We start from the raw sequence: 21771 nt of genomic DNA on the forward strand, positions 1-21771 counted from the left end.
CATGTCAAATGCTGTCAGACAGTTCCACTTTTTACAATTGGTTCCGAGAACCGTTCTTGAACATTGTACAATATCTAGTATGGTTTTTCAATTGCAAATCCTATATATAGTTATTTTCCTACAATATCCACAATTTTCAATCTATGTCTTGACTTTTTCAGATTAGCAGGAACATAGCCTGAATCCAACACTTTTTCCGCTTAATTTTCAAAATATAAAAATATAAAAATAGCACTTTGCACAATTACCGGGGGATCTTCAGCCTGCATCAGCTATATCTTGCAACTGCATGATTATAACTACAAATTGTGCTCTTCATCCTCATATTTTACGCACAAAAAGAGAGGGCAAGAGTGCTGTCCGATCAGGTACTCTTCCCTCCCCTGATGTACGTTCTGTCTGACTCGTTATTATGCTTCCGCTGCCAGTTTTTCAATAGCTGCTTTGATACGCGCAATGGATTCTTCTTTTCCAAGAACTTCCATCAACTCCGTTGCGCCACCCGGTGTCATCTGTTTTCCGGAAAGTGCGGTACGGATCGGCCACATAACATAACCATTCTTATATCCATTTTCTTTTACATAACTGCTGAGCATTGCATACAGTGCGTCATTGCTGTAATCTTCCTGAGCCTCCATCAATGGAAGGACATCTTTCAAAACTGCCAGAGATGTCTCGGCAGTTGTTTTCATCTTTTTATGTGTATACATGGCGATATCATATTCCGGGACTGCTTCAAAGAAATCAATATGCTCTTTGATATCCGGGAAAATCTCGATACGTGTCTTCACCATCTGCGCAATCTTCTTGTAATCGCAGTCGCGGTGTATCACTTCTTTGATGTATGGCTCTGCCAACTCATAAAAAGCATCAAAATCCATCGCTTTGATATACTCGCCGTTCATCCATTTCAGTTTTACCATATCGAAAACAGCCGGAGATTTGCTGATGTGATGGTAATCAAAATTCTCTACCAGTTCTTCCAGAGAGAAAATCTCACGGTTATCTACCGGACTCCAGCCAAGTAAAGCGACAAAGTTTACCACTGCCTCAGATAAAAATCCCTGTTCGATCAGATCCTCGTAAGAAGAATGTCCGCTTCGTTTGCTCAGTTTCTGATGTTCCTCATTTGTGATCAGTGGACAGTGTATATATTTCGGTTCTTCCCATCCGAATGCATGATACAATCTGGTATATTTCGGTGCAGACGATAAATACTCATTACCACGGACAACATGCGTAATGTGCATCAGATGATCGTCTACTACATTTGCAAAGTTATAAGTCGGATATCCGTCGGATTTGATCAGGATCATATCATCCAACTCAGAGTTCGGCTGTGTGATATCTCCGTAAATCTCGTCATGGAAAGTTGTCTCGCCTTCATTCGGTACATTGGCACGGATAACATATGGTTTCCCGGCAGCCAGATTTGCCTCAATCTCTTCTTTGGAAAGATGCAGACAGTGTTTGTCATAGACACTGATTTCTTTTCCGTTGATATTCTGTTTTAAAGAATCCAGGCGTTCTTTATCACAGAAGCAGTAATATGCCTCGCCTTTTTCGATCAGCTGTTTTGCATATTCCATATACAACCCGCTCTTGCAGCGCTCGCTCTGAATATATGGACCATATCCGCCATCTTTGTCCGGTCCCTCATCATGGATCAGACCTGTTTTTTCCAGGGTACGGTAAATAATTCCAAGCGCTTCTTCCACAAAACGCTCCTGATCCGTATCTTCAATTCTAAGTATAAACTCTCCGCCCTCATGCTTTGCAATCAGATACGTGTACAAAGCAGTGCGCAGATTTCCAACATGCATACGGCCTGTCGGGCTCGGTGCAAATCTTGTTCTGACTTTAGCCATAACTCTACCTCTTTCTGTCTATTCTTTACGATCCAGCATCTGCTTTTTTTCTTCTGCGAGTGTGCATTATCTGCACAAAGCGCTTTTATCTGATGAAAAATTCGCTGCAATTTCCTGTCAGATAAAAAATTGCTGATTCGTTCATTTCTATTTCGTAAGCGTTCCTATTATAACCCAATCCGGACATTTCCACAAGGGCAAAAAGAAGGCTGTTGTATCAAACTTCAGCACAGTTTTGGTACAGCAGCCTCAAAGTGTAGAGTGCAGTGATTCTGAGAAGAATATGTCAGCTTTCGCTGACCAGAATCACGCACCAAGTCTCACGTGCGTTCGACTTGAATCTAACTTGTTTTCAGTTCTTTCCAAAGCTGACTGTAATATGCGGTGGTGTCCGCATCCAGTGCTTTGTATACCTCGCATTTTTCAAGTGTCGCTTCACTCGGGAAAATTAGCGGATCCTCTTTTGTCTCCTCATCCAGCTGATCATATACTGCCGTATTCGGTGTCGGATAATAAATTTCTTCGAAATTCTTCATAGCGATATCTTCCCTGCAGAGGAAATCCAAAAACTTCAGTGCTCCTTCATGGTTTTCTCCTTTTTTCATCATCATCCAAGAATCAAACCATACATTGGATCCCTCTTCCGGAACGACATATTCCAGGTCTTCATCATACTCATTGGCCAGATATGCCTCTCCGGAATAGCAAACTGCCAACGCTGCATTTCCGGCCACCATCTCTTCACGGACTTCGTCCACAAAGTATGCTTCCACATCTGGTTTCTGCTCAAGCAACATATTCTGTGCTACCTGCAGTTCCTTATGATTTGTGGTATTCAGTGAATATCCTTTGTATTTTAATGCACACATATAAGCATCCCGGATACTGTTCTGCATAATGATTTCCCTGGCATATTTGCCGTTAAACAGACTATCCCAGCTGGTAATCTCTTCATCTACCATATTTGTATTATACAGGATACCTACTGTTCCCCAAAAATACGGGATACTGTACTTGAGTTCCGGGTCATAGGATTTTGACATCTCCCAATACAGGTCTCCGATATTATCGATGTACTGCATCTGGCTGAAATCAATCTCTTCTGTCTCGCCTTCCTCGATCAACCGCTCCACCATATAATCAGAAGAACAGATCAGATCGTAAGGAATCGTACTTGCCTTATATTTGGAATACATTTCCTCCGGCGTCGTTGCTTCCTCATAAAGTACCTTGATACCAGTCTCTTTCTGAAACTGCTTTAATACTGACGTATCGATATATTCACCATAATTTAATACAACAATAGTATTTTTTCCGCCGGCTTCGGACATATCCACGGAGCTTTCCTCTTCTCCGGTGGCACCACAGCCAACTAAAATTCCGGTCATGGCAACACACAGCGCCATCGCCACCCGCCTTTTCCATTTTTTTATTTTCATGCTGTCACCTTCCCTTTACATTGCTGCCTTTTTCAGCTGTTTCTGACGAATCTCCGGCACAAAATTTGCCAGAAGCAGAACCACCAGCACCACAGCAAAGATCAGTGTCGATAACGCATACATTTCCGGTTTGATTCCACGCTTCAACTCACCGTAGATCATAGTAGATAATGTGTTGATTCCTGCACCTTTTGTGAAATAGGTGACTACAAAATCATCCATGGACATGGTCAGAGCCATAAAGAATCCACTGACAACAGACGGAAAGATCATTGGGAATACTACCCGGAAAAACGCCGTGACACTGTTTGCTCCAAGATCACGTGCCGCTTCATACACACTCATATCCATCTGCTGGAGTTTCGGCAGGATGCTCAGGATCACATATGGAATATTGAATGTTACATGTGCCAGCAGGATGCTGACATAACCCAGACTTGTAAATCTGGAAAACCAGAGCATCAGCGCAATACCGGTCACGATATCTGCATTCAACATCGGAATGTTTCCTATTCCAAGTGTCAGGGAATAACTCCGTTTTTTCATAGCATCAATGCCGATGGCGGCCAACAGGCCGATGCCTGTAGCTATGGCTGCTGAAGCGAAACCAATCGTCAGTGTGTTCTGTAATGCCGCGACTACATCACTGTTATGTAACAAAATCTGATACCATTTCAGTGTAAATCCGCCCCAGACAACCCGGGATCGGGATGCATTAAAGGAGAGAACCACCAGCACTGCAATCGGAATGTACAGAAACGCAATGATCAGTACCAAATAAAATTTCATAAAAAAACGCTTTACCATACGCTGCTCTCCTTTCCTCCGTCATTTTTCACCGTAAACATCATACTGATGAGTACAAAAATCATCAGTGCGATAGACAGACCGGAACCGAGATTCCAATTCATGCTGGTGGAAAATTCCTGTTCAATGATATTTCCAATCAACATGATCTTGCCACCTCCAAGAATATCCGGAATAGCGAACGTGGTCAGCGACGGAACAAACACCATGGTAATTCCACTGATAATGCCCGGCATGGTAAGTGGAATCATGATTTTGGTCAAAACTGCGGACAACGGTGCACCCAGATCGCGGGCTGCCTCGATGACATCCTCATTCAGTTCCATCACCGCATTGTATACCGGCAGAATCATAAACGGCAGATAATCATAAACCATACCAATAACAATCGCCACATTGGAATTCGCCAGATCCTGTCCCGGCAGACCCAATACCCCAAGGATTGCATTAATAATTCCGTTTCTGGACAACAACAACTGCCAGGCCATAATACGCAGTACAAAGTTTACCCACATCGGAAGAATCACGATAATAGCCATCAATCCTTTTTTTCCGATGTTCAATTTCCGCAGTATCACAGCCAGCGGATAGGCCAGCAAAAGACAGACCACTGTACACAGTAAAGCCAGCCACAGTGCAAGCAACAATGATTTCAGATGCACCGGTTCGAAAATTGCCAGAATGTTAGACAGGGTAAATCCACCGTTTCCATCTCCCAGAGCATAAAATACGATCATCAGGATCGGCAGCACTGTAAATCCGATGATCCAGACGATATACGGTGTTGCCAACAAACTTCTCTTATTCATTCTTTTTGATTACCTCCTGTGCAGCAGACACCGGTTTGTGCATAATCTGAATATTTTCCGGCTTCACATACAGACCAATCTCCGTCCCCGGATGATAAGCAATGGTGCTGTGCGCCAGCCACTCATAACCATTCGCCTGCACCTTCATTTCATAATGCACACCCTTAAACAGAATCGAAGTAACAACACCATCCATCATACCTTTCCCTTTTTCAAGGAATTCCATATCTTCCGGTCGGATGACTACATCGACGTTTTCATTCGGTGCAAATCCAGTATCTACACACGGGAACGGACATCCGAGGATTTCCACCAGACAATCCTTAGGCATCACACCGTCAATGATATTACTCTCACCAATAAAATCAGCTACAAACGCATTTTGCGGTTCGTTGTAAATATCTACAGGCGTACCCACCTGCTGGATCAACCCCTGGTTCATAACAATGATCCGGTCAGACATGGTCAGTGCTTCTTCCTGATCGTGAGTTACAAAAATAAAAGTAATACCCAGTTCATTTTTTATCTTAATCAGCTCCTGCTGCATGTCTTGACGCAGCTTCAGATCCAATGCTCCCAACGGCTCATCCAAAAGCAGCACTTCCGGCTCATTTACAATCGCACGGGCAATGGCGATACGCTGCTGCTGTCCACCGGACAGAGACATCGGATGTCGGTCTTCAAACCCTTCCAAATCCACAAGTTTCAATGCATATCTGATCTTATCCTGAATATATGATTTACTCTTTTTCTTCAATTTCAGTCCAAATGCAATATTTTCCCCGACACTCATATGGGAAAACAGCGAATATTTCTGAAATACAGTGTTGATATGACGCTTATCTGGAGACAGATTCGTAATATCCTTACCTTCAAAAATAACCTTTCCCTCATCCGGTGTCGCAAAACCACCAATGATACGCAATGTGGTAGTCTTGCCACAGCCGGAAGGACCCAGCAGGGTCACAAATTCATTTCTTCCTATGTCAATGCTCAGATCATCCAGAATCTTTTTCCCATCAAAAGATTTTGTCAGATGCTGTAAATTCAAGATTGCCTGTTCCATCCCTTTTTCTCCTCATATGTTTTTCAAATTTCTGCTCACACTATCCGGGGCCGGCGGATATTCGCACCCCACTCATCCTATTTACTTCATCGGGCTAAAATGTCGGTGGTGTGCTCACCCAGACAAATTTTGCCGGACGGCTGCCTGTATTTTCAATAAAATGATTCCGATTCGCACGGAAATAAAAACTCTCACCGGATTTTACCACATAGCTTTTGTCTCCCAGATGCAGTCGGATCCGCCCGGAAATCACATATCCGAATTCTTCCCCCTCATGTGGTTTATCTTCCTGCAGCTGCTCCTTCGGCTGTACAACTACCAGAAGTGGTTCCATCTGATTCTGCTGTGCATTGGGCACGATCCATTGGATACTGTTGCCCACTTCATCAATTTTCTCAAAAAAAGCACCTTCGGAATATACGACATGTTCCTCTTCCGTCTCTTTGAAAAATTCAGAAGGTGTCGTTCCGAGACACTCAATCAAATCCAGCAGTGTCACCACGGAAGGTGCCACCTGGCCACGCTCCAGCTGGGATATATATCCTTTGGTCAGTTCCGCCCGGTCTGCCAGTTCCTGCTGGGTCAGGCCATTTTTATTTCTCAGATCTTTAATTTTTTCTCCGATTCTGCTGTTCACATAATTCGGCTCCATCTCTCTCGCTTCCATTTCTGTCAAAAGATTTTTATATTTTCATTATTGCTGTGATTCCATTCATTCCATGACGTTGTCAGATTCTGAATGCTTAACAAAATGTTGACTGTCACTAAACTTTTGTCACGATTTCGATTATACTATTATTAAACAGAAAGTCAACTATTATTGTTATTTTTTACACATTTCTTACTGTACTTTTTCCCGGACAATACACATTTTTCCAGTGGCATTAATAAAAGTATTTTTGGAGCATATATATTGTAATAATCGTATCTCTGAGAAATAAAAAAGGAGAACCCATGAAGGAAAAAAAACACCTGTCCATTCTGCTGCCGGCAACGGTTATCTGTATCCTTGCCGTAACAATTTATTTTCAAATGACCAACGGTACGATTTCCGTCAGCAATACTGTCAACGGAAAAGAACTTCCCATCTACTGCGTAGACACACAGGAACCAAAGATTTCCATTTCCTTTGATGCCGCCTGGGGCAATGACGATACCTCACGTATTCTGGAAATTCTGGCCAAACACAACGTACATGCCACGTTTTTCATGACCGGCGGCTGGGTAGAATCTTACCCGGATGATGTCCGGGCAATCTATGAAGCCGGACACGATCTTGGCAATCATAGTCAGAACCACAAAAATATGAGCCAACTCTCCGACACGGAGATTCGGGATGAAATCATGTCTGTCCATAAAAAAGTAAAAGAGCTCACCGGCTATGAAATGTTCCTCTTCCGGCCGCCTTATGGCGACTATGATAACGAGGTCATCACCGGTGTGCTCTCCTGTGGCTATTATCCAATTCAGTGGTCCATCGACAGCCTTGACTGGAAAGATTATGGCGTTGATGATATCATCTCCCGTATCTGCGACAGCAAACACCTTGATGGCGGTGCCATCATCCTGTGCCATAACGGGGCAAAATATACGGCAGATGCACTGGATAACCTGCTGACACAGCTTCAGGAAAAAGGGTATCAGCTTGTCCCTATCTCAGAGCTCATCTACCGGGAAAAATATCATCTGGATGTGACCGGAAAACAGATTGCTGAGTAAAGCAGACGTCAAAATTTCGTTCAGTCTTTCCATTCACTGCCCTCATTCAGTCCCTGTTCCGTCAGCCATTCATCTTCTGTTTCCAGGCAATGCACATTACCACTTTCATCTTCCAGGATTACTAGGCATTTTAATTTTTCTCCCGGCATCCGTTCCTCACAGCCAAAATCTGCCTCTGCAATCTGCTTAATTTTCCACATATCATTCCTCCTGACTGAAAAAAGTCCCCGCTGCGTATTACTGACTGTAATATAACCGGGGACTTCCTTCATTTTGTAAAACGGACATTCACAATCCGATTTCGCGATTTACTCGTAAAGCGTTCAAAGCCTTGCACCGCATTTGGGACAAAACACAAAATCTTCTGTCGTTTCATATCCACAGTTCAGGCATCGTTTATAGTCGGTATAACTACTTCTTCCACTTCCCAGCTTTTGCAAATGTTCCGCCAAAATCCGTACATTCTCGCCCCGTTCTATCCGTCTGCCAACTTCCCTGTCAAGTTCATATAACGTATTACAGCAGCTTGTCTGTACATAATAATGCCGATTCCACTTGAAACATGGAATAAAAAACAGTGATAGAACGGTATAGGTCATAAATACCTGATAACGCCCATAGCATCCGCAGACACTGCAGATTTCCGTCTGACTGTAATTCAATTCTTTCCGGCCATCCGTGATTCCCATCATAAAAAACATTTCTGTCCGCTCTCCTGTCTTACTTATATCTCTTTTCTCTGTGATATATCGCTGTAAATCTTCCCTGCTCCAATCAGAATTCTATGGTCAGATCCACTCATAATCCCCACCGGTTACCGCCAGTGAAAGCAATGCATCCATTCGTTCCACATTTTCCGTACCTTCCACCATTTCCAGCAATTTAGCTGTTTCCTTTGCCACCGGCATCTCTTCATCCGGGCCGATTTCCATATCCGGTTCTTCCCCACAATATGGACACACCAACTTCGGTCCGATCTTCAAAGACAAAAATCGATTTCCACATTCTTCACATTCATAAAATCCGCACACTTCTGTGCCATCCGGTACATAATACATTATTTCAACCTCATTTCTTCTTAGGCAATTTCCATTTGTATGATTTGGATATCAACATATTTATCACTTTAAAGTATTTATGACTTTAAAGTATAAATGTTTTTAAAGACACTGTCTATAAAAAACTCAACTATCAACTATTGCAGTACATGCTCCCGGATATACTGCAATAATCCCCGACAGCCTTCCAGCACATCATCATAAGTCTCATCAAAATTTCCTGTGTACCACGGATCCGCAATATCTCCCCCACGATCCGTAAAATCCAACAACAGATGTACTTTATGCGCTGGATCTCCATGGACAAACCGCTCCATATTCCGAAGGTTGTATCGCTCCATAGCAATGATGTAATCATAAGCACGATAATCCTCGCTCGTCATCTGAATCGCACATTTTCCATCCGTGGAAATACCATATTGTTTTAATTTGTTTTTGGTTCCACGATGAACAGGATTTCCAATTTCTTCCCGACTGGTTGCAGCAGACGCAATCTCAAACTGATCTGACAGGCCAGCTTTTTTTACTAAATCCTTCATAACAAATTCTGCCATTGGGGAACGGCAGATATTGCCGTGGCAGATAAAGAGTACTTTTATCATTGTTGCATAACCTCGCATTTCTTAGTTTTTCTTGGTTTTTCGGGCTTTGTAAGCCTTTGTAAATTTTTGCTTTCTGGCATAACCTAGTTTATTTTCGCATAATATCGTCAGCAAAAGGTGTAAAATAAGGTGTATGTTTTTCTATTTTACACCTTGCTATTTTCAATTAAAAATCGTAATTACACAACCTGAATCCGGGCAACTTCTTCCCTGGCATCCTCAAGATTTACGTGCGTATATGTATTCAGCGTTACGCTGATGTCTGAGTGGCCCATCAAATATTGCAATGCTTTTGGATTCATTCCGGATTTTGCCATATTTGAGCAATAGGTATGCCGACATACATGCGGTGTAATGACAGGCATCTGTACTTTATAAGTATTATTATACTTCTGAACGATATGTTGGAAATAATGCTCCCAGTGCAGGGAATAGCAGATACTTTCATTTTTATCAAAGTGTAAGAATCCACTTTTTCCATCTACCATAGGCTCTGCTTTGGGCGGGTTTCGTTTTTCTATTATTTTCCGAAAACATTCCTCTACATCTGCAGTCATAGGTATCTTTCTCGTTCCGCTGGTTGTTTTAGTCTCTTGAATATAATATCCGATTTTTGATTTTTTCTGCAATTGATGATCGATGTTGATCGTATGCTCCTTGAAATCAATATCAGAAATCGTCAGCCCGCAGAATTCTGAGATGCGAAGCCCCGTCTTAAACAATATATAAATACCTTCATAGTATTTACTGAAATGTGCATCATCCTTTACAAATTGTAAAAACTTACGCTCCTCCGCTCTGCTGATTGCCTCTCTTGTCACACTGTCATTCACGACCACTTCCATTAGCTGAAACTGAAATGGATTTTTCCTGATCAGGTCATCATCCACCGCCAACTGAAATGCCGGACGAAGAACGCCTCGGATCGAATGGATGGAACTATAGCTTTTCTTTTCTACCTGCTGAAGATGTATCAGCCAACATTTTGCATCCGAAATCCGAACCGTATCAATCCTTCTTTTTCCAAATGGATCTTTCTTCAATAAATTGATAACTGTTCCGTATCCTGCAACTGTAGTAGGTCTGACACCGGTTTTTGTTGATGTATACTTTTCAACCAATTCCAGTACCGTCATATTTCCGCCATTTGTTGCAATCTGCTCGAAATGGTCCGCCTGGATTTTCTTCTCCATCTCCCGAAGCGACAAAGTACGGCGCTTTCCTTTCGGAGTTGCATCGTTATGGTCTAAGCGCCAGCTATATACGCAGCGCTCCTTTCCCATCTCATCGACATACTTAAATCGATATCTGCCATCAGATAACTGTATTTCTCCATTGTGTAATATACGTCCTCTATGATCTCTCCTTTTTTCACTCATAATCTTTTAGTCTCCTTCATCAAATGTTCATTTAACTTGGAAGACCGTCTCGGTTTATTCATTATACCACAAGACCTTCCCTTCGCTAAGATAAAATGAACATTATTTTCATTACTATTTTTTCTATTCTGTCACTTAAACTGTGCTGGCTGTATCCAGATAATCTTCAAATAATTTTCTTTTGAATCGGATGTGCGAACCAACTTCCAAAATAAAATCTGCTCCTTCATTTTCACCTGCAATCTGTCTTAATCTCTTTTCTCCGATTCCGTAATATTCAGCTGCTTCGGAAACATTTAAAGAATATTTCTTCCAAACAGGTATTGTTTTTTCTGTATGATTCATTCGCATTTCTCCTCCCCTCTGTTGGTATTCAACAAGGTTTTCGCTTTCTCCATTTTCATACTTGCAATCGCTTCTCGTTTGCTTGTGCCTCCAACATACATTGGCGTACACATTTCTAAAATACGGTCATAGATACGCCTCTTATCCAACATGGTCTCGCTTTTTATTTCTTTCAGTGGAAGATTAGTCGTAATGATCAATGGTCGTCCTGAACGGATCCTACGATCTATGACACTGAAAATAATTTCTAATGCATATTCTGAATTTCGTTCCACTCCAAGATCATCAATAATCAAAAGCTGATACGAAGCCAATGCATTGATATATTCCGTTTTGTCTACCAGCGGAAATATATCATCAATAATGGTATTGAAATTTGTCATCTTTACCGTTACTTCTCGTTTAAGAAGATCATTGGCAATACACCCGGCAACATAACTTTTCCCAGTCCCAACCGGTCCCCAGAACAAACAACCTATATGGTTTCTTTTCATTTTCTCCCAGTTATCAACATATTTTTTTGCCTTATGCATTACCGCATCTGACATATCTGCATTCTCAAATGTCCACTCTTCCATTCTGCTCTCGTCAAAACAGATGCTCGTATTTCTGCTGACTAATTCCCGGTGCTCTTTGTCTTTAAAATATTTTTGTTCTTCTTCATACGCTTTTCTGTCACAAGCACATTGCCTGGAATGTTTCTTCATCCCCATAAAGTCACCCTTAGGAAAAAATGCTTCTTTCGCTTCCCCACAGACTTTGCAATATTGCAAACCATCACTGCCTACACATACGGTATCTTCTTCTCTCATCACAAACTCTCTCCTTCCCCATAGCAATAATTTACTTCATGATATTTATTACTTTTATATTTCTCAGTTACTTTACTAGGTGCCACATTTCCGACTCCTGTACAGCCATTTTTACGACCAGATGAAGGTTGCTTTTCCGACTCTGTTGTAACCATCTTTTCAACCGCCTTATCGTCAACCGGCTGTAAACCTATCTCATCAGATGGAATTTTTACATATAAATGATTGGGTTTTGAAAATCCACCGGATCTACGAACCAATAATCCCTCATCATCTAATTCCTTCAATGCTGTTTTTACAGAAGATTTGCATTTGTCGATTTGAACAGACAATTCATCTATCGGAAAAATCAGATAACATTTCCATACTTATCTATCCAGCTATTCTTTCTCGATATCCGCGCCCGGTCATACAAAACCATATAAAGAAATTTTGCAGTTTGAGAAATTCGCAACTTTAGCAAAAATTTCGGAAACTGGAAGTACTGAAGCATCTGCTCAGACTCCTTCATGTATTCATATTTTATTCTTTTCTCGCCTCATTTCTGTTTCTAACTGTTGTAAAAATCATTTTTATGCCGGCTAAAAAATGTTCTTACACTTATACAAAAGATGAAAGGCATAAATACAGCCTCTTGATGAAAAAATTTTTATTTTTTCCTGTCAAAAACACCCTTACACAATACGAAACGCTGAGAGGCATTTTTACAGCCCCCTGAGGAAAATTTTTTTATTTTTTCGGTTAATTGAATACTTAAAAACAAAAAAACACTCACCTATTCCAGGTGAATGCCTTATCAAAATTTCCTTATTTTGTTGTCTGTGACGCTTATCCAGATATGCCTGCATATCTGCTAAAATATAATTGCCAGCAATTATATTTTCACGTGGGTATGGGGACGTTATCTCCATCAAGTCTGCTACTCGTAAGTAATACAAAATTGTCAAAATGACAATACTGTAATACGGACATAATCCAACTTAGCTTGCAGGGAAGGCGATATTTCGTCGATTCGGTTATCCAAAAGCATGGTCAGCAACGACAGGGGCGTTTTCGCTTCATGTGCCCAGCCTTCCACATATTCTTCATAGTCCCGTAGGGCATCTGCCATACTGCTGCTCTCATTTTTGTGTTCCTGTAAAACTGAGGCCAGAAGCCGGATAGATTCTCCTTCTTCCCGGCTGATGACACTGAGCAGCCTTTCCTCGTTGCAGATGGTAGGATCACTGAGGAAATCCCGGAACAGCTCCCGGCGGGTGGTCTCCCGCTTGTTTAGTACAAACAGGATCGCTGAAAACAGAAGGATGCTTGTCAGAACCACTAACTCAATCAAGGTCTGAAATGCCTGAATGTCAGAAATCCAAAGAATGATAAAACAAAAGCAATCCACCCCCAGCAGCAACAGCAGCCAAGGGTAGTACCGTTCTATTATGCGCCAAAACTGCTTCATGGAGATACCTCCGCTTCCAAACGATAGCCCATCCCACGAACCGCAACGATTCGTTGCTTCATCTCCAGACCGGACATCGTCTTTTTCAACCGGGTCAGGTTAACCTGCAAGGCATTTTCGTCTATGTATTCTGTGGTTCCCCATAGTGCTAAGCAAAGCTGCTCCGTCGTGACCAGAGCATCACCACTGGCCAAAAGAGCAACCAACAGTTTTCCCTGATTTTTGGGAAGCACCACAGAGGTGTTATGAATATAAAGTGTGTAAGTCTGCTGATCCAACAAGAAATCCAATCCCTCTATGAGGTTGGTACGGCCTTCATACCTTTTGAGAATATTGGATACCCTGGCAAGAAGCCGGTCTTTTCTGCACGGCTTCGTCAAATATTCATCTGCACCCAACTGGAACGCTTGCAGTTCATCCTTTACCTGGTCTCTGGAAGTCAGCACCAGGACGGGGATAGCGGTTTTATTCTTTAGCTCCTGGCAGATTTGAAAGCCACTGATCTCCGGCAAATTCAGGTCTAAGATCACAAGGTCAGGGCGGAGGGCTGCCAAGAGCCGAGCGGCATCTTCAAACTCGGTGATTGCCTCCACAAGATACCCGTCCTTTTGGAGCATATTGCAGAGTTCTTCCCGCATATAGACTTCATCTTCCACAACAGCAATTCTTTTCACGACAGCACCTCCTTCCCAATTATTCTTCTCTCTGCGACTGCATCAGTGTCAGCAAATACCGATCACTGGAGTGCTTGACCACTCTCATATAAATATATTCTATCACGCAAAGCAGCAAAATCATAGCAGTAGATACAAGTAGCATTTCAGACACTGTCCCACGGGTTCGGGACGAGAGTATCCCTGTAAACAACGCTCTGACTCCAAACAGACTGCTGACAGCTGCAACCAATACAGGAAGTCCCATAAACCACGCAATCTGCTTTCCGGCAGACTGGCAAAGGCTTTCGTAAGTGGCTCCCAGGTGGATCAGGGTCTGGTATCTACGCCCGGTTTTCTGCTGGCTCATCAGGAACTGAACACCCACAATGGTGTTGGCAACCACCAGGAACACAATCGCCAGATAGAGGGTAATATAGCTGGATGCTACGGTATAGAAAAGCTGGCGTCCCATGTTCTGAAGATAGCTTTCATATTCGATACCTATTTCGTCCAGCTCCTCGTTCAGACCAGAATAGGCAGTCATAAGGCTATTTCCTTCCATAGCCTGCTCACTGAGTACCGCATTCACATACGTATCATACATTCCTTGGGTATGATAGAGGAAGGCTTCATCTGGAAGAATCAATGCAAAGGACAAAGTAATAGAACGATCCGTAATCAAATTTACAGACTGAACCTCTCCAGTAAGATAAATCGGACTGCCAACCAGTTCCGTTTCAGGCTGTTCAGTAAGTATGCCGTTCAGCATTGCGGTACGATTTACAGTAGTAAAGTCGAAACCTATATAAACAGCGGCTTCATCTTCACTTAATTTAATGACAGGCCTGCCGGACAATTCCAGTAAACGATTATAGTCCGACAGACAAATCAAATACGGGGATGTGGCATAACCAAGATTGTCCAGAAGGACATCCCGATCTTCCGACTGGGGCAGGCTCCGAAGAGAGTCCATAACAGCGTCCATGCTGTAGGCATTCTCATAATCTTCTGTGGTGCGAATATGCCCAACCTTCATTTCAAAAAGCTCAGAAAACTGATTTTCCAAACCGTTTTCTTTCAGGACTGCCTGTATATTTGGAAGAACCTGCGCCGAATCTTCAACGGTATGATCTTCAAAGGTATAGTCGATTACATGGCCAGTGGATAGATTGTTCGTTCCTGCGATTCCCACGCCTGCACCAAAGCAACACAGTGCTGCCAGAATCAGCAGAGAGCTGATTGCCATGGAGCTTGACTGATGAATGACATTCTCCTGAATTTGACGGAAGGTAAATACATGAAGCTGCTTATTTCCCTTGCCTTTTTTAACAATCAGTGCAATCAGTGCCCGCATTCCATAGAACAGCAGCATCGTACCAGCCGAACCCAACAGTAAAGTCAGCCCCATCATACTTACCTTCGTCCATGCAATTCCCTGAATCGCCATGCAGTAAGCCACTGCCAACATCACACTTCCGCATACAGCAGCCAGCCCATAGATAACAGAGGGCATTTGCTTTTGGGAGCGGTTCGTCGGCTGGGATAATAAAGTTCCAATCTCCTGTCGGCTGATCTTTCCGCTCAAAATCAGAAGTGCCAGCAGTTTAATACCCAAGAATCCTGCCAGTGTCCATTTTATTGCAGACCAAGACAAAGAAAAATGATGGCCGATGATCCCCATACCCACAAGCTTAGCGGTGACAAGACTAACGATTTCCGAAAGCACTACAGCCGTAGGTAAGCCAATGAGCAGCGCCAGAATACTGCTTAACAAATCCTCCGCCAAAAGCATACAAAACAGTTTGCTTCTGCGCATTCCCAACATCAGATAGACACCAAACTCGTGGCGTCTGCGCTCAAATTGATACTTGCAGGCGAAGTAAATCAAGAAGAAAAGAATACCCAAGGTCACTCCGTAAAACACAGGAATTAGAAGCAGGAGACTGTTCACTGCATCGCTCTCCATTTTCTGCAAAAAAATCATTACATCCTGGGTGGAGATGGAAAGAATCATATAAAAGGCAATAATAGAAATCACCAGGGAGCTGAAAAACAGGCCGTTTTCCTTTCGGCTGCGGCGACAGTTTCGAAAAATCAGATTAGAGAACATTGGAACTCCCCCCTCCCAGTTGCGCCATCACCTTCAAGATGCGTCCGTAGAACTCCTGTCGGCTTTCATCTCCACGGCGAAGCTCATGGAAGATCACACCGTCCTGGATGAACAGAATACGCTTGCAAAAGCTGGCAGCATTAGAATCATGGGTCACCATCAAGATCGTTGCCTGTTCGTCGCAGTTCAATCCGGACAGTTTTTCCATAATGTTTCTTGCATTCTTGGAATCCAAAGCACCGGTAGGCTCGTCGGCAAGAATCATTCTGGGGTTCAGGATTAGTGCCCTTGCTGCCGCTACACGCTGGCGCTGCCCCCCAGACATCTTGGAGGGAAATTTGTCCAGAACATCGTTGATTTCCAGATACTTCGCCAACTGGCTTAGACGCTGGTTTCTTCGCTTCCAAAGATAGCTTTTTGTCATATTCGGTTGCTTCACCGATTAATTGTTTTATATCCAAGCTTTCCACCAACTTTCTAAATTATAAATATTCCCAACACTTTCCATTCTATAAGTCTAACTACATCTTTCGAAAATACTCTTCAACAATCTTATCTAACTGAGCTGCAATTAATTTAAACTCTTTATTCAAATCCAATGTTTTTACACTAATCTTATTTCCGCCCATCACAAAACTGCAATCTGGTGTGATTGCTTCCTCTGTTTTTGCATATAACAACATCCCAGATACATTACCTGTATTCTTCACATCTTGATTCTTAACATATGTAAAAATCTGATACATATTTCCCGAATGAAGCGTTGCCTTGTCATACTGCATCTGCATAGTATTCATCGTATGAAGCCTTTTATTATCATCGTCATAACCCATCAGTTGTATAAGAAAAATTGTTCGGCTTTCCATCGTTAAATATCTTACTGCCTGATTCATACACTCACAGCATAATTTCATATATTCCATATCCCTCTGCTTTAAATCCGTTGTTGCTCTAAGTTTATGTAACAATCCCAGTTTTCTTTTCAGACTGACTGGTGCTCCAGCAATAATTTCTACATAGTCTCTCAACTTCAGTCGTTCTGTATACTTCATTAAATATGCATACAATTCCGGTGATTCAATTAAATCCAAAATCTCTTGTTTTAATTCTATCGTCATATAAATCTATTCACCGCTTTCTCTTATCACATCATTTTCAATTCCATATCTCTCAAGTGCATCGTACACCTTATGGTACACCATCTGATTCGGATAATATCTATAATCAGCAAATATCTTGATACCGTCTTTATAGAAGTATTCATGGATAGCTGCTGCGCACCCTGAACTTCTGCTTTCACCATATTCACATTGACAGATAATATCTTTTCCTGCCTTTTTCGCAGTAAAGATAAATTCTGCAAGATCATCTGCTTCTTGGAAATACGTTTCGTAAAGAATTCCTTGCAGAATCAGGAGAAAATCCATTGCGGGCAATTGCGGAAGCTTTGTGTAGGGATATTCCGATGAATGTATGTGTAACAGCGTACAATAAGTCGTTTGAATGCAGCAGAATTAAAGAATTGGCGGGAATGTTCCCGGATTTAGCTGAGCATTTATTAAATATCAGAGATAATATCAAAGATTTACTGGATCCATTTCAGGCAGGCCATTATTATAACCGGGCGATGGGAGGATCATTTTCAATTAAAAGTGTCCTGCCAGCGATATTCCCGAATGATCCGGAATTGAATTATCATAATCTAGAAGGTGTGCATAATGGATCAGAGGCAATGACGATATTTCCGAGGATAAAAGATATGCCTGCGGAGGAGCAGAAAAAGGCAAGGCATAATTTGTTGAAGTACTGTGAGCTGGATACCTATGCGATGGTGAAAGTTTGGGGAGAGCTTGTGAGAGTTGTGAAAGGAGATACGGAAGATGGAGATTGAAAAGGAAGTTACGAAATTTGTTAAAACTATTAATAGAGGACCAGAGTCATTTATAAAGACTTTTAAAGACGATGATGAAGAGAATAAAGAAGTTATAAATTCAGAAGAACTAGAGCCATATGATATACTTAACTTGAAAACGACGTTAGAAAATAGATTGAGTGAAATCAGACCTTTAATATGCAAATAATTTACTAATAGAATATACAAAGTAAAAAACAGTGTTTCGGCACTGTTTTTATATGCTCAGAAGCAATGAACTATTTTTGCCCCATGCAATCATATATCCTATTATTTATCAAGCACAGATAGGAGTGAAAAAGTTGAAAATATCTATTTATTCAAGAAAATCTATTGAAGAATTATTAAGAGGCAATTTTCCACAAAATGCAGCAGTAATCAGTTTCTATGACCCACCGGGAAAATTTCGAGATGAGGAATACAAACCAGTAGACTATTCGACAAAAACAAACTGTGTATTCCAGGTAGCGTTGCACGATATTGATCTTGAAGTATTGCCAAAATACCATCTGACTTGTCTTCGTATCATGCTGCTCTACTGCAACCTTAATACTTAACTTTTTACATAGCCTTGGATTTATAAGTGCCAAACAAAGATTGTCCTGCTCACCTTTTGTATCATTCCACATTTATCATTCCTCCACTACGAATTTTTACTAACTTTATCTTAATGGATCTAATGGGGCAAAAAAGGTACACAGCTTGTGTTATTACTCATTCCAAATTTCTTTCATTTTCCCTCATGATCATGAGGATTTTTTCGGTAAAGCGGACATTCGCAATCCGCTTTCGCTACTTGCTCATGAACGCAGTCGCTTTGCGACCTGTCAGTGGGAGCTTTTAACTCCCACTGACATAAGCATCCCCCTTACCCACCGCTTAGTGTTCTACGCACTTGAAGCGGGGGAATGCTTATTCTGCGTTCAAATTGTGTGATTATATGCAAAAAGCGTAGGATTTTTCTCCCACGCCTTTATCTATTATTATTTCAACTATTCCGATCCGATCTTCCAAAGGTGTAAATAAGGTGTAAATTCTATACTTCCACTGTAAGCGTCCAATAAGAGGGTGTATCGAAATTTCTGGCTGTTGCATGTAAACTATTGATTAGAGTTTTGGGAGTTGACTCTAAAAACTCTAAATCTAATCTAAGGAGCAGGCTTATGGATCTTTCTTCTTTGACTCCAGACAAACAGGTGAAACTTCAATACTGGCTGGATGTAATACGGCAATGCAGGGCCTCAGGACTGACAAATCAGATCTGGTGTGAACAACACGATATCTCTTTGAAAAGTTATTATTACTGGCTTTCCAAAATTCGAAAGCTTGCCCTGGAAGAACTGCCCCGCAAGAAAAACGGCATCCACATGTGTACAGACCAACAGTCAACTGCTTTAACGGAATCCCCGGCTGAGTTTGCGGAGCTTTCACTTCCGGACAGAAACATTTCCCGTTCCACTCCTGCAGCCATACTTCATATCGGATCCATAACAGTGGAACTTTATGAAGGCACATCTGCCCAGATGCTGGAAAACATTCTGAAAGCCGTGCAGTCATGTTAGGAGATCTTTCCCATGTGGAGAAAATCTATATCCGATGCGGCTACACCGATATGAGGAAGCAGCTCAATGGCTTGCTGGATATCATCCAGTACAACTTCAAACTGGATCCTTACAGCAATTCCTTATTCCTGTTCTGTGGAAAGAGGGCTGACCGGATCAAAGCAGTCCATTACGAGGGAGACGGTTTCTGCCTTTTATACAAACGGTACGAAAACGGACGTCTCCAATGGCCGCGGACCGGCGAAGAAGCAAAACAGATTTCTGATCAGCAGCTGCGCTGGCTTCTGGAAGGTTTGAACCCGGAGCAGCCAAAGGCGGTTCAGAAATGGCTCCCGCATAAATCTGAAAATACTGAAAATCCTTAGAAATGCTGTGAAATCTGACGATTCTATGGTATAATAATCCTATCGAAGCGAAAGGGTTTTCAGGTTATGTCAGCTACGGAACAGGAGTATAAAAATCATATCAAAGAACTGGAACAGCAGGTCCGGCTCCTGAAAGAGCAGGTTGATTTCCTGACCCGTAAACTTTATGGAACAAAATCCGAGAAGACATCTACTCTCGAAATCGAGGGGCAGATGTCTCTTTTTAATGAAATCGAAACCTGTGCGGATCCTGATGCACACGAACCGGAGCTTGTTGAGATAGAGAAGCACCTACGTAAAAGGAAGTACACCGGTCAGCGAGAAGAACTGGTAAAAAATCTCCCTCACAGCAAAGTACTCCATACCATAGATGAAAGGGAACAGATATGCGATAACTGCGGGAGTACGATGGTGAAAGTAGGGGAAGAATTCGTCCGCACAGAAGTACAGTTTATCCCTGCAAAACTCAAGGTGATTGACCATTACCAGGAAACGTATGAATGCAGGTCATGCCGGAAAAACGGAACTCCTTATATGGAGAAGGCTCCGGTGCCATATCCTCCCGTCCTGCATTCTCTGGCATCTGCATCTACCATCACCTGGCTCATCCACCAGAAGTTTGAATTAAGCATCCCGCTGTACAGACAGGAAAAAGAATGGGAGGCTTTGGGATTACGTTTAAGCAGAGCGACTATGTCAAACTGGCTTCTGGTTGTCTATCGGGACTGGCTTGTACACATCGTCCACCGTCTGAAGCTGGAACTTCTGAAACAGAGATACCTTCATATCGATGAAACACATGTACAGGTGCTGAAAGAACCGGGACGGAAAAATACGTCCGATTCCTATATGTGGGTTTACTGCAGCATCAGAGATGCTGTAAATCCCATCCGCTACTTCGAGTACCAGCCGGGACGAAGCGGGAAATATCCGGAAGCGTTTCTGAGGGAATATGAAGGTTATATCCATACAGACGCTTACTCCGGATACAATGCAGTTTCAGGAGTAAAAAGATGTCTTTGCTATACGCATCTGCGCCGGGCTTTCGTGGATGCGCTCCCAAAAGACATCCATAATTCGGAAGCATCAAAACCTGCGGAAGCAATCCTCCGTCTGAATCAACTCTTTAACATAGAGTCAGAGTTGGAGGCGCTCCCTCCTGATCAGAAGAAAAAAGAACGTCTTATCCGCGAGAAACCGCTTCTCGAGGCTTTTTGGTCATGGGCAGAAAAAAGTGCCATCGGAGAGCTGCCGAAATCCAAACTTTCAAAAGCTTTTCATTACGCCTTAAATAACCGTGAAGGTTTTTGGAATTATCTGGAAGACGGGAATTGTTCCATCAGTAATTCGCTTGCGGAAAACTGTATCCGTCCCTTTGTGATCGGCAGAAAGAACTGGCTGTTCTCCGGCAGTCCGAAAGGGGCGGAAGCCAGTGCAGGAATCTATACACTGGTAGAGACAGCGAAAGCGAATGGGCTTGCCCCGATGAAATATATAAAATATATCCTGTCCGACATGCCGGGGAGTGCTTTTCTTGAACATCCTGAATATCTGGATGATTATCTGCCTTGGAATCCTCTTGTAAAAGAATTCTGTCGATAACCGTTGACCTTTTAGTATAAAAGGCTGACGGTTATTTTTCTATACACTGTTTTATTTGACGCTTACCTTCCACTCAAGAAACCCAATAAAATCAAGGCTTTTTCCCCGGCTCTTAAACACTGCCGTGGCAAACAAAAAGTACTTTAATCATAGTTATAATTCTCCTTGATTTGCCCTGAAATGCCCTGTTTTGCAAGGGTTTTCGGGTGT

27 protein-coding genes and 1 pseudogene are annotated in these 21771 nt (G+C 42.3%); 7 read left to right on the forward strand and 21 right to left on the reverse strand.

The window, feature by feature from the left end; all coding sequences use genetic code 11:
- Window positions 1–410 precede the first annotated feature (410 nt).
- From gltX to ACIRUQ_RS10465, 6 genes are all read right to left on the reverse strand, one after another.
- Complete coding sequence (gltX, locus tag ACIRUQ_RS10440; protein ID WP_021740028.1) at window positions 411–1868, reverse strand: glutamate--tRNA ligase; 1458 nt, start codon at window positions 1866–1868, stop codon at window positions 411–413.
- A gap of 341 nt (window positions 1869–2209) precedes the next feature.
- A complete protein-coding gene (locus ACIRUQ_RS10445) occupies window positions 2210–3307 on the reverse strand; it encodes a PotD/PotF family extracellular solute-binding protein (RefSeq protein ID WP_021740029.1) in 1098 nt (365 codons plus the stop codon).
- Window positions 3308–3322: 15 nt separating this feature from the next.
- Window positions 3323–4096 (reverse strand): ABC transporter permease, encoded by a 774-nt coding sequence (locus ACIRUQ_RS10450; RefSeq protein ID WP_242853615.1) that lies wholly within the window; start codon window positions 4094–4096, stop codon window positions 3323–3325.
- 11 nt (window positions 4097–4107) lie between these two features.
- Window positions 4108–4923 (reverse strand): ABC transporter permease, encoded by an 816-nt coding sequence (locus ACIRUQ_RS10455; protein WP_021740031.1) that lies wholly within the window; start codon window positions 4921–4923, stop codon window positions 4108–4110.
- Window positions 4916–5989 (reverse strand): ABC transporter ATP-binding protein, encoded by a 1074-nt coding sequence (locus tag ACIRUQ_RS10460; RefSeq protein WP_021740032.1) that lies wholly within the window; start codon window positions 5987–5989, stop codon window positions 4916–4918. Before ACIRUQ_RS10460 ends, ACIRUQ_RS10455 begins: the two co-directional genes overlap by 8 nt.
- A gap of 94 nt (window positions 5990–6083) precedes the next feature.
- Window positions 6084–6656: a helix-turn-helix domain-containing protein gene (locus tag ACIRUQ_RS10465; RefSeq protein ID WP_021740033.1), complete on the reverse strand. Its 573-nt coding sequence runs from the start codon at window positions 6654–6656 to the stop codon at window positions 6084–6086.
- A 287-nt stretch (window positions 6657–6943) separates the two neighbouring features.
- On the opposite strand from ACIRUQ_RS10465, the gene ACIRUQ_RS10470 reads away from it, so the two are divergent.
- On the forward strand, window positions 6944–7708 hold the full coding sequence (locus tag ACIRUQ_RS10470) for a polysaccharide deacetylase family protein (protein WP_021740035.1): 765 nt from the start codon (window positions 6944–6946) through the stop codon (window positions 7706–7708).
- 20 nt (window positions 7709–7728) lie between these two features.
- Here the strand turns inward: ACIRUQ_RS10470 and ACIRUQ_RS10475 are convergent, their stop codons facing one another.
- The 15 genes and pseudogenes from ACIRUQ_RS10475 to ACIRUQ_RS10545 all read right to left on the reverse strand — a co-directional run bounded on the left by ACIRUQ_RS10475 (window position 7729) and on the right by ACIRUQ_RS10545 (window position 17547).
- Window positions 7729–7908, reverse strand: a complete 180-nt coding sequence (locus ACIRUQ_RS10475) for a hypothetical protein (RefSeq protein ID WP_055290441.1) — start codon at window positions 7906–7908, stop codon at window positions 7729–7731.
- A gap of 123 nt (window positions 7909–8031) precedes the next feature.
- On the reverse strand, window positions 8032–8409 hold the full coding sequence (locus ACIRUQ_RS10480; protein WP_055290440.1) for a zinc ribbon domain-containing protein: 378 nt from the start codon (window positions 8407–8409) through the stop codon (window positions 8032–8034).
- Between the two features lie 87 nt (window positions 8410–8496).
- A complete protein-coding gene (locus ACIRUQ_RS10485) occupies window positions 8497–8766 on the reverse strand; it encodes a hypothetical protein (RefSeq protein ID WP_055290439.1) in 270 nt (89 codons plus the stop codon).
- A 137-nt stretch (window positions 8767–8903) separates the two neighbouring features.
- Window positions 8904–9368, reverse strand: coding sequence for a low molecular weight protein-tyrosine-phosphatase (locus tag ACIRUQ_RS10490; RefSeq protein ID WP_055290465.1), 465 nt, complete (start codon window positions 9366–9368; stop codon window positions 8904–8906).
- 179 nt (window positions 9369–9547) lie between these two features.
- A complete protein-coding gene (locus tag ACIRUQ_RS10495; RefSeq protein ID WP_055290438.1) occupies window positions 9548–10747 on the reverse strand; it encodes a tyrosine-type recombinase/integrase in 1200 nt (399 codons plus the stop codon).
- 135 nt (window positions 10748–10882) lie between these two features.
- Window positions 10883–11092 (reverse strand): excisionase, encoded by a 210-nt coding sequence (locus ACIRUQ_RS10500; RefSeq protein ID WP_004844954.1) that lies wholly within the window; start codon window positions 11090–11092, stop codon window positions 10883–10885.
- Complete coding sequence (locus ACIRUQ_RS10505; protein WP_055290437.1) at window positions 11089–11904, reverse strand: ATP-binding protein; 816 nt, start codon at window positions 11902–11904, stop codon at window positions 11089–11091. The genes ACIRUQ_RS10500 and ACIRUQ_RS10505 overlap by 4 nt, the downstream gene beginning before the upstream one ends.
- Window positions 11904–12191, reverse strand: coding sequence for a hypothetical protein (locus tag ACIRUQ_RS10510; protein WP_242853614.1), 288 nt, complete (start codon window positions 12189–12191; stop codon window positions 11904–11906). Before ACIRUQ_RS10510 ends, ACIRUQ_RS10505 begins: the two co-directional genes overlap by 1 nt.
- Window positions 12192–12253: 62 nt before the next feature.
- A complete protein-coding gene (locus ACIRUQ_RS10515; protein WP_404856485.1) occupies window positions 12254–12415 on the reverse strand; it encodes a replication initiator protein A in 162 nt (53 codons plus the stop codon).
- Between the two features lie 432 nt (window positions 12416–12847).
- Window positions 12848–13354, reverse strand: a complete 507-nt coding sequence (locus ACIRUQ_RS10520) for a hypothetical protein (protein WP_055290435.1) — start codon at window positions 13352–13354, stop codon at window positions 12848–12850.
- A complete protein-coding gene (locus tag ACIRUQ_RS10525; RefSeq protein ID WP_023922618.1) occupies window positions 13351–14028 on the reverse strand; it encodes a response regulator transcription factor in 678 nt (225 codons plus the stop codon). The genes ACIRUQ_RS10520 and ACIRUQ_RS10525 overlap by 4 nt, the downstream gene beginning before the upstream one ends.
- Window positions 14029–14047: 19 nt before the next feature.
- Window positions 14048–16120 (reverse strand): ABC transporter permease, encoded by a 2073-nt coding sequence (locus ACIRUQ_RS10530; protein ID WP_055290434.1) that lies wholly within the window; start codon window positions 16118–16120, stop codon window positions 14048–14050.
- A pseudogene (locus ACIRUQ_RS10535) lies at window positions 16110–16493 on the reverse strand (ATP-binding cassette domain-containing protein); the annotation flags it as partial. The gene ACIRUQ_RS10530 and the pseudogene ACIRUQ_RS10535, both read right to left, overlap by 11 nt.
- A 148-nt stretch (window positions 16494–16641) precedes the next feature.
- Window positions 16642–17238 (reverse strand): hypothetical protein, encoded by a 597-nt coding sequence (locus tag ACIRUQ_RS10540; RefSeq protein WP_055290433.1) that lies wholly within the window; start codon window positions 17236–17238, stop codon window positions 16642–16644.
- Between the two features lie 6 nt (window positions 17239–17244).
- A complete protein-coding gene (locus ACIRUQ_RS10545; RefSeq protein ID WP_207642783.1) occupies window positions 17245–17547 on the reverse strand; it encodes a hypothetical protein in 303 nt (100 codons plus the stop codon).
- A gap of 20 nt (window positions 17548–17567) precedes the next feature.
- Here ACIRUQ_RS10545 and ACIRUQ_RS10550 point away from each other — a divergent pair, with 20 nt between their 5' ends.
- The 6 genes from ACIRUQ_RS10550 (at window position 17568) to ACIRUQ_RS10575 (ending at window position 21561) form a co-directional block, all read left to right on the forward strand.
- On the forward strand, window positions 17568–18011 hold the full coding sequence (locus ACIRUQ_RS10550) for a DUF2779 domain-containing protein (RefSeq protein WP_242853616.1): 444 nt from the start codon (window positions 17568–17570) through the stop codon (window positions 18009–18011).
- Entirely contained in the window at window positions 18001–18201 is a 201-nt protein-coding gene (locus tag ACIRUQ_RS10555) for a hypothetical protein (protein WP_055290431.1), read from the forward strand. Before ACIRUQ_RS10550 ends, ACIRUQ_RS10555 begins: the two co-directional genes overlap by 11 nt.
- A gap of 133 nt (window positions 18202–18334) precedes the next feature.
- Window positions 18335–18589, forward strand: coding sequence for a hypothetical protein (locus ACIRUQ_RS10560; RefSeq protein ID WP_404856486.1), 255 nt, complete (start codon window positions 18335–18337; stop codon window positions 18587–18589).
- 606 nt (window positions 18590–19195) lie between these two features.
- Window positions 19196–19594, forward strand: a complete 399-nt coding sequence (gene tnpA / locus ACIRUQ_RS10565; protein ID WP_005422927.1) for an IS66 family insertion sequence element accessory protein TnpA — start codon at window positions 19196–19198, stop codon at window positions 19592–19594.
- Between the two features lie 14 nt (window positions 19595–19608).
- Window positions 19609–19959 carry an IS66 family insertion sequence element accessory protein TnpB gene (tnpB, locus tag ACIRUQ_RS10570; RefSeq protein WP_158526524.1) on the forward strand — a complete coding sequence of 117 codons (351 nt, stop codon included), beginning with the start codon at window positions 19609–19611 and terminating at the stop codon, window positions 19957–19959.
- 66 nt (window positions 19960–20025) lie between these two features.
- The gene (locus ACIRUQ_RS10575; protein WP_021739594.1) at window positions 20026–21561 is read left to right on the forward strand and encodes an IS66-like element ISRob1 family transposase; all 1536 of its coding nucleotides are present in this window, start codon (window positions 20026–20028) and stop codon (window positions 21559–21561) included.
- The last annotated feature ends 210 nt before the right edge of the window (window positions 21562–21771 follow it).

It is taken from the genome of Eubacterium ramulus (genome assembly GCF_045002895.1).
In the GTDB taxonomy this organism is placed as follows: domain Bacteria; phylum Bacillota; class Clostridia; order Lachnospirales; family Lachnospiraceae; genus Eubacterium_I; species Eubacterium_I ramulus.

Bases quoted from the DNA above. Each gene is read 5' to 3' on its own strand.
- gltX (WP_021740028.1), bottom strand. From the start codon at position 1,868: ATGGCTAAAGTCAGAACAAGATTTGCACCGAGCCCGACAGGCCGTATG.
- ACIRUQ_RS10445 (WP_021740029.1), bottom strand. From the start codon at position 3,307: ATGAAAATAAAAAAATGGAAAAGGCGGGTGGCGATGGCGCTGTGTGTT.
- ACIRUQ_RS10450 (WP_242853615.1), bottom strand. From the start codon at position 4,096: ATGAAATTTTATTTGGTACTGATCATTGCGTTTCTGTACATTCCGATT.
- ACIRUQ_RS10455 (WP_021740031.1), bottom strand. From the start codon at position 4,923: ATGAATAAGAGAAGTTTGTTGGCAACACCGTATATCGTCTGGATCATC.
- ACIRUQ_RS10460 (WP_021740032.1), bottom strand. From the start codon at position 5,989: ATGGAACAGGCAATCTTGAATTTACAGCATCTGACAAAATCTTTTGAT.
- ACIRUQ_RS10465 (WP_021740033.1), bottom strand. From the start codon at position 6,656: ATGGAAGCGAGAGAGATGGAGCCGAATTATGTGAACAGCAGAATCGGA.
- ACIRUQ_RS10470 (WP_021740035.1), top strand. From the start codon at position 6,944: ATGAAGGAAAAAAAACACCTGTCCATTCTGCTGCCGGCAACGGTTATC.
- ACIRUQ_RS10475 (WP_055290441.1), bottom strand. From the start codon at position 7,908: ATGTGGAAAATTAAGCAGATTGCAGAGGCAGATTTTGGCTGTGAGGAA.
- ACIRUQ_RS10480 (WP_055290440.1), bottom strand. From the start codon at position 8,409: ATGTTTTTTATGATGGGAATCACGGATGGCCGGAAAGAATTGAATTAC.
- ACIRUQ_RS10485 (WP_055290439.1), bottom strand. From the start codon at position 8,766: ATGTATTATGTACCGGATGGCACAGAAGTGTGCGGATTTTATGAATGT.
- ACIRUQ_RS10490 (WP_055290465.1), bottom strand. From the start codon at position 9,368: ATGATAAAAGTACTCTTTATCTGCCACGGCAATATCTGCCGTTCCCCA.
- ACIRUQ_RS10495 (WP_055290438.1), bottom strand. From the start codon at position 10,747: ATGAGTGAAAAAAGGAGAGATCATAGAGGACGTATATTACACAATGGA.
- ACIRUQ_RS10500 (WP_004844954.1), bottom strand. From the start codon at position 11,092: ATGAATCATACAGAAAAAACAATACCTGTTTGGAAGAAATATTCTTTA.
- ACIRUQ_RS10505 (WP_055290437.1), bottom strand. From the start codon at position 11,904: ATGAGAGAAGAAGATACCGTATGTGTAGGCAGTGATGGTTTGCAATAT.
- ACIRUQ_RS10515 (WP_404856485.1), bottom strand. From the start codon at position 12,415: ATGAAGGAGTCTGAGCAGATGCTTCAGTACTTCCAGTTTCCGAAATTT.
- ACIRUQ_RS10520 (WP_055290435.1), bottom strand. From the start codon at position 13,354: ATGAAGCAGTTTTGGCGCATAATAGAACGGTACTACCCTTGGCTGCTG.
- ACIRUQ_RS10530 (WP_055290434.1), bottom strand. From the start codon at position 16,120: ATGTTCTCTAATCTGATTTTTCGAAACTGTCGCCGCAGCCGAAAGGAA.
- ACIRUQ_RS10540 (WP_055290433.1), bottom strand. From the start codon at position 17,238: ATGACGATAGAATTAAAACAAGAGATTTTGGATTTAATTGAATCACCG.
- ACIRUQ_RS10545 (WP_207642783.1), bottom strand. From the start codon at position 17,547: ATGGATTTTCTCCTGATTCTGCAAGGAATTCTTTACGAAACGTATTTC.
- ACIRUQ_RS10555 (WP_055290431.1), top strand. From the start codon at position 18,001: ATGGAGATTGAAAAGGAAGTTACGAAATTTGTTAAAACTATTAATAGA.
- tnpA (WP_005422927.1), top strand. From the start codon at position 19,196: ATGGATCTTTCTTCTTTGACTCCAGACAAACAGGTGAAACTTCAATAC.
- ACIRUQ_RS10575 (WP_021739594.1), top strand. From the start codon at position 20,026: ATGTCAGCTACGGAACAGGAGTATAAAAATCATATCAAAGAACTGGAA.